Genomic DNA, 5,880 nt, shown 5'->3' with positions numbered 1-5,880 from the left:
CAGTATGAAGTCTTCATTTGCTTGCTGCTCCCGGAGCGTCCTGCCCCTTTATGATTGTTCGGGCTTCTAGAAGAAGTCGCTCTGGATAAAACCGAAGTCCATCAGATCCGCGTCTTTGACCGGGTAGAAACCATCGAGCTTGTTTTTCGCGGTCAGCGGGGCAGGCGGGTCGAGCAAGGCGTTGGTCTTGTCGTAGCCGGGGCCGATGATGGCGAATACGATTCCATTCCAGCCTTTGAGGAAGTCTTCATGGGAGTAGCGCTTGTGACCCAGCACGGGGTCTCCAATGTAGACCCAGTCTTTTTGGGCCCGCTGCATCACCACGAAGTGCTTGTAGCCGCGAATGTCCATCAGTACCACCACCGGAATGGTCACCGCTTCGAGCTTGTCGGGCGGAATCCGGTAGCCTCTGGCGCGCATGCCAATGCTTTCCACGTAGCGCTTCATATCGAGCATGGAAAAACCCTGGGTGCGGACCAGATTGTGATCCGAATTGACCAGCATGCCCTTGATGACGTGTTCCTCATCGACATCAAGCCAGTAGGCTTGGCGCAGAATGGTCGCCAGTGCGGCGGCGCCGCAACTGAAGTCGGTCTTCTGCTCGACGATGTCGCTGAACTTGCGTTCACGCACGCTCTGCACCTGTTTGAAGATCAGGTTGCCACCGGGCAGGCCGGCGACGGCCATCTGCGCAGCCTGGACGGGAGCACAGAGGCAAAGCAAGAGGGAGAGGATCGCAGTACGCATGATCGTTACGCCTGAGTCGGACTGTGGAAAAGCCCCGTTTCCGGGGCTTTCGTTACGATCGCGATTACATGCAGGCTTTGCAGCCGGCGGCGATGGACAGCGAGTTGCTTTGTTGGTTGCCCACACCGGCCGAGACGTTGGCGCCGCCGTTGCCGGAGAAGCCGTTCATCGAGTTGGTCATGCTGGCGTTGTTGACCACTGGGTTTTTCCAGCCGTCTTTGGTCAGCACTTGCTGAGTCCAGTAGCCGGCCAGTTCGATGGTGCCTTGTTCCTTGAAGGTGAATTTTTGATCGTCGTTGTCATGGCCACCGCCGCGGTTGTCATTGCCGTGGCCGCCGCCGTGACCATCATCGCCTTCGATCTTGCCGCTGCCGGTACCTTTGTAGCTGCCGTGAGCAACGAAGCCGCCCGAGAGGGTATCTTTTTTGTAGGCCTGGACGCCTTTGTTCTCTACGACCAGATTGGTCGAGGACTGGTTGGCTGCAGCCGCTGCGGTTGCGACGCGGCCGCCGGATACGGCGATGGCCAGGTTGTTTTTCTGTTGGTTGAAGTTGCCGGCGGTAACGTTGATGCCGATGTTGCCGGAACCGTTGTTGCCGGAGTTGTTCAACACAGCGTTGTTCTGTGTCGAAGAGTTTTTCACATGGTTGTTGTTATTGATCTGGGTGGCGCTGGAAGCAGCCACAGCGCTGCCGAAGATAAAGCTTTCGTCAGCGGTTGCCAGGGCAGCGGCGTTGTCTTGTTGGTTGCCGTCGCCGGCGGCGACGTTGGCACCCATGTTGCCGTTGGAGTTGTTGAGGGAGTTGTCCATCTTGGCGTTGTTGTTGGTGCCCTGGTTTTTCACCACGTTGGAGTAGCTGGTCTGCACGTCGATCACTGCAGCACCGGCCCCGGCGGTGATTTGCAGCAGGGTGCCGAGGTCTGGACCTTGATCATGATCGCCATGGCCATTGCCATGACCGCCGTTGTGACCGTTGTTATTTCCACCTGCCTGGGCGGCCATTGCCATGACTGCGGCCAGTGCGAAAACCAGTGGTTTGAGAGCCATTGTAGGTTTCATGGTGTTTCTCCGGTGCTTATTAGTTGGTTAAGTGTTGGTACTTTCTAATTGCACTACGAGGGGTCAGTCTGCGACCCGGATGCTCAGGGTGTTAGCCATTCGGTTCCCCACCCCGGCACTCTGGTTCACCTGAATCACTCCACGGCTGCCGGTGAAGGCCTGGTCGCTGGTAACGACCTGGCGGCTGCCTTGTTGAGTGCCAGTTGCTCCCGAGTTTGGTAACAGCGCCACGTTCTGTTGGGACAGGGCGCTGTCGTCAATGCTTTGCGGATTGGCACTGATGCTGATCCGCAGGGCATTGGCCATCTGGTTGTTGGCCCCGGCCGACTGGTTCACGCCCAGTGCGCCGCTGCCGTTGCTGAAAGAGTTGCCGCCGATGGTGCTGCTGGCATTGACCGAGCGGCTGGCGGGCGTGGTGATGCGTTGGTTGATGCTGGTGGTGGCCGTGGCGTTGGTGCCGATGGCAATGGCCCGCACGTTGGTCTGTTGTTGCTGGTCGCCGGCGGCCTGGTTGACGTTGAAGTTGCCTGTGTAGCCGGCGCCGGAGTTCTGGATGCTGGAGGTGGCGGCGACTTGATTGGCAGAGTCGGCCATGGCCCCGGAGCAGGCGAGCAAGGCAAGGAGCAGGACTGAACGATTCATCTTATTGGCCCCCGATATTTTTCAAGGGAGCCATGCCGGTGTTGATGCTCCGATTGATCGAGCCGGAAATACTGGCCCCGGCGCCGCCGCCATGGCCGACTGCCATGCCTGGCAGGCCATTGCCGTTGGTCAGGACATTCATCCCCGGTACACCGTTGTTGCCGGACAGCACGGTGCCGCGGATCAGCGAGCCGGTCCTGATCCCGGCGAAATCGCCATCGGTCATTTCATTGCCGGTCATTTGATTGACCAGAGCTGAAGGGTTGGTATTGACCGAAACCGGATTGGGATCTTTCTGCAGAGGCGCACGGCCAAGGGGCTGTGCCTGTACGGTGCGCTGGATGATGATCTCGCCATTACCCGCCGCCAGAACCGGAAGGCTGTACACCGCGCTGACGGCACAGCCGACCAGCAGTAGGCGGGTGAAACTTTTGTTCAGATTCCCCACGGCGGCATTCCTTCTTCTCAGTGCTGGCCCTAGTCAGCGTTGAGAGGGAGAGAGCAGAAGCCGTGCCGCTTTTGATTTGTCTTGCAGATTCAAGGGTTTGCGAATACTTCCCAGAGTTTGGCGGCCTGACTGTTTCATACTTGAGACGGTTCGCCATACCGGCCAGTAGCCATAACCTCGCAAATGCTCTGGAACAGGGGTCGCTGCGGGGGTGTATCAGTAGCGCAACAGTTTCACCGACAGTGGGCGGGGCCCGGGAAAATGGCGCCCTGATCGCCAGGGGAGTGTTTCAGGAATGGACACTCCGGGGGTTGGCCGCTCGCTGCGGAATCAGTCCAACAGCAGTTGCCGGACCAGGGCGAAGGCTTGCTGCCGGCGCTCCTGCCAATCACCGCGAATGACCCGATAAGGCTGCGCGTGCAGGTCCAGCCATTGCCGCGTGGCATCGAAGAAGGCCTGGCGCTGCGCCAGTTGCGGCTGGCAGCGCTGGCCGTCGTCGCTCCAGGCCACATCCTCCGGGGACAGCAGCAGGTGCAGGTGGTATTGCCGGGCCAGCAACTGGGGTTCCAGCCACGATGGGCAGTCGCCGAACAGGGTCCGACTCCATAGCAGGTTGCTCAGCAGGTGGGTGTCGAGAATCAGCAGGGCTGGCTGTCGGGCCCGGGCCTGGTCCTCCCAGGCCAACTGGCCACGGGCGATTTCGGGGATGTCCGCCAGGCAGGTATCGCGGCGCTCCTGCTCGATGAAATGGCGCACGTACTCACCCACCTGGATGCCGCCGAAGTGCTCTTGCAGCTCGGCCGCCAGCCAGCTCTTGCCACTGGACTCGGGGCCGGTCAGTACCAGTACCTTCACGACTGCAACGCCGGGTCGGCGCGCCAGGTGCGCCAGCCCTGGACCGCCAGCAGGGTGAACAGGGCGTAGAGCGCCGCGGTCAGGTACAGCGCCTTGTAGACGAACAGACCGACGAAGATCACATCCACGGCGATCCACAGCGGCCAGCACTGCACGCGTTTCTGTGCCATCCACCATTGGGCCACCAGGCTGAAGGCGGTCAGGGCGGCGTCGAGCCAGGGTTGCGCGGCATCCGTCCAGTGAGCCATGGCCGCCCCCAGCAACAGGCTGCCCAGCGCGCCGAGGGCCAGGCCCTGGAGCAGGCCGGTGGCCTGCAATTGGCTGACCGGGCGCCCCTGATGCTGGTCGCCGCCCCGGGTCCACTGCCACCAGCCATAGAGCTGCAGCACGGCGTAGACCACTTGCAGCAGCATGTCGGAATAGAGTTTGACCTCGTAGAAGATCCAGCTGTAGAGCAACACCATGACCAGGCCGATGGGCCAGCACCAGGGATTCTGTTTGACCGTCAGCCAGACGGCGATGACGCCTAGCGCAGCGGCAAACAGTTCAAGCCCGGACATGGCGGTTCCTTGGGGAAGTGGAGGAGGGGGCGGATTGTACCCAGTCTGGGCCCTGGGCGTTAGCCCGGGCCCGTGACCCTGAAGTGACTCAGACGCGGAATTGGCGCAGCAGGCCGTTGAGCTGTTCCGACAGCTCCTTGAGGTGACGGCTGGCGGCGCTGGAGTGCTGGGCGGCCAGCGCGGTGCCCTGGGACAACCCCGCGGCCTGGCCGACGTTGTGGTTGATGTCTTCCACCACATGGGCCTGTTGCAGGGTGGCGCTGGCAATCGAGGCGTTCAGGCCGTTGAGGGTGCGCAGGGCCTGGCCGATGGCGTTGAGGCTGGCTCCGGCCAGGCCCGCCTGTTCGATGGTCACCTGGGAAGCGCGACTGCTGTCGCCAATCACCTTGACCGCCGCTTCCGAGTGATTCTGCAGGCGCTCGATCATGCCCTGGATTTCCGCGGTCGATTGCTGGGTGCGCTGGGCCAGCAGGCGCACCTCGTCGGCCACCACGGCAAAGCCGCGCCCTTGTTCCCCGGCCCGGGCCGCTTCGATGGCGGCGTTCAGGGCCAGCAGGTTGGTCTGTTCGGCAATGGAACGGATCACTTCCAGCACGCTGCCGATCTGGGTGCTTTCTGCGGCCAGGGTACGGATCACTTCCACCGCCTGGTCGATGGTTCCGGACAGTTGATCGATTTGCTGCAGACTGCCGTCGATATTGACCTGGCCCTGCTGGGCCTGGGCTTCGGCTTCGCGCACTTCACCGGCGGCGTGCTCGGCGTTCTTCGCGACATCCTGGACACCACTGGTGACCTGATTGATGGCAGCGGCCACCTGTTCCATCTGCTGGGACTGTTGCTGGCTGCGCTCCTGGGCCTCGGCGGCGTTGCTGCCCAGCTCGCTGGAGGACTGTTCCAGAGCGGCGGCGCTGGTCTGCAACTGCGTGACTACCCCACGCAGTTTGGCAGTGAAGCCGTTGAAATGCCGGGCCAGTTCGGTGACTTCATCCTGGCCATGGGTATCCAGGCTGCGGGTCAGGTCGCTTTCGCCGCTGGCGATATTGGCCATGGCGTGCACGGTCTCGCGCAGGGGGCTGACGATGCTGCGCACTATCAGTACCACCAGGCCTGCCATCAGCAGGGCAATCACCAGGCCGATGGAGGAGGCCCGCATGACCTGGGCATAGAACTCCTGTTGCAGGTCGTCGATATAGACCCCGGAACCGATGATCCAGCCCCAGGGCTGGAACAGCTGGATATAGGAGGTCTTCTGCACCGGCTGCTCGGCCCCGGGCTTGGGCCAGCGGTAGTCCACCATGCCGGCGCCCTTGGACTTGGCCAGGTCCACCATTTCGTTGAACACCTCGAAGCCGTCCGGGTCCTTGACTGCCGCCAGGTTCTGTCCGTCGAGCTTGGGGTTGGCCGGGTGCATGATCATCACCGGCGTCAGGTCGTTGATCCAGAAGTAGTCGTTCTGGTTGTAGCGCAGTCCGCGAATCACCTGCAGCGCCTGTTTCTGCGCCTGTTCGCGGCTCAGGCTGCCGGCGGCTTCCAGGCCCTGGTAGTAATCGAGCACGCCAGCGGCGGTC

At 61.9% G+C, this 5,880-nt stretch carries 7 protein-coding genes; all 7 read right to left on the bottom strand.

Going from position 1 to position 5,880, the window contains the following annotated elements:
* Positions 1-66 precede the first annotated feature (66 nt).
* On the bottom strand, positions 67-747 hold the full coding sequence (locus BLX41_RS13310; RefSeq protein WP_123725255.1) for a C39 family peptidase: 681 nt from the start codon (positions 745-747) through the stop codon (positions 67-69).
* A gap of 64 nt (positions 748-811) precedes the next feature.
* Positions 812-1,807 (bottom strand): heme utilization protein, encoded by a 996-nt coding sequence (locus BLX41_RS13305; RefSeq protein ID WP_123725254.1) that lies wholly within the window; start codon positions 1,805-1,807, stop codon positions 812-814.
* Positions 1,808-1,870: 63 nt separating this feature from the next.
* On the bottom strand, positions 1,871-2,449 hold the full coding sequence (locus BLX41_RS13300) for an adhesin (RefSeq protein WP_123725253.1): 579 nt from the start codon (positions 2,447-2,449) through the stop codon (positions 1,871-1,873).
* Between the two features lies 1 nt (position 2,450).
* Entirely contained in the window at positions 2,451-2,897 is a 447-nt protein-coding gene (locus BLX41_RS13295) for a hypothetical protein (RefSeq protein ID WP_123725252.1), read from the bottom strand.
* A 330-nt stretch (positions 2,898-3,227) separates the two neighbouring features.
* Positions 3,228-3,752 carry an AAA family ATPase gene (locus tag BLX41_RS13290; protein ID WP_123725251.1) on the bottom strand — a complete coding sequence of 175 codons (525 nt, stop codon included), beginning with the start codon at positions 3,750-3,752 and terminating at the stop codon, positions 3,228-3,230.
* Positions 3,749-4,312 carry a nicotinamide riboside transporter PnuC gene (gene pnuC, locus BLX41_RS13285; protein WP_123725250.1) on the bottom strand — a complete coding sequence of 188 codons (564 nt, stop codon included), beginning with the start codon at positions 4,310-4,312 and terminating at the stop codon, positions 3,749-3,751. Before pnuC ends, BLX41_RS13290 begins: the two co-directional genes overlap by 4 nt.
* 88 nt (positions 4,313-4,400) lie before the next feature.
* The coding region (locus tag BLX41_RS13280) for a methyl-accepting chemotaxis protein (RefSeq protein WP_259744840.1) at positions 4,401-5,880 on the bottom strand (1,480 nt) is incomplete at its 5' end.

It is taken from the genome of Pseudomonas protegens (assembly GCF_003732485.1).
GTDB classification, from domain to species: Bacteria; Pseudomonadota; Gammaproteobacteria; order Pseudomonadales; family Pseudomonadaceae; genus Aquipseudomonas; species Aquipseudomonas protegens_B.
Note: the sequence above shows the minus strand (reverse complement) of the source record. Positions and strands in the feature narration are given on the sequence as shown.

Excerpts from the sequence above, each read along its gene's own strand:
- BLX41_RS13310 (WP_123725255.1), bottom strand. The coding sequence starts at position 747 with ATGCGTACTGCGATCCTCTCCCTCTTGCTTTGCCTCTGTGCTCCCGTC.
- BLX41_RS13300 (WP_123725253.1), bottom strand. The coding sequence starts at position 2,449 with ATGAATCGTTCAGTCCTGCTCCTTGCCTTGCTCGCCTGCTCCGGGGCC.
- BLX41_RS13305 (WP_123725254.1), bottom strand. The coding sequence starts at position 1,807 with ATGAAACCTACAATGGCTCTCAAACCACTGGTTTTCGCACTGGCCGCA.
- pnuC (WP_123725250.1), bottom strand. The coding sequence starts at position 4,312 with ATGTCCGGGCTTGAACTGTTTGCCGCTGCGCTAGGCGTCATCGCCGTC.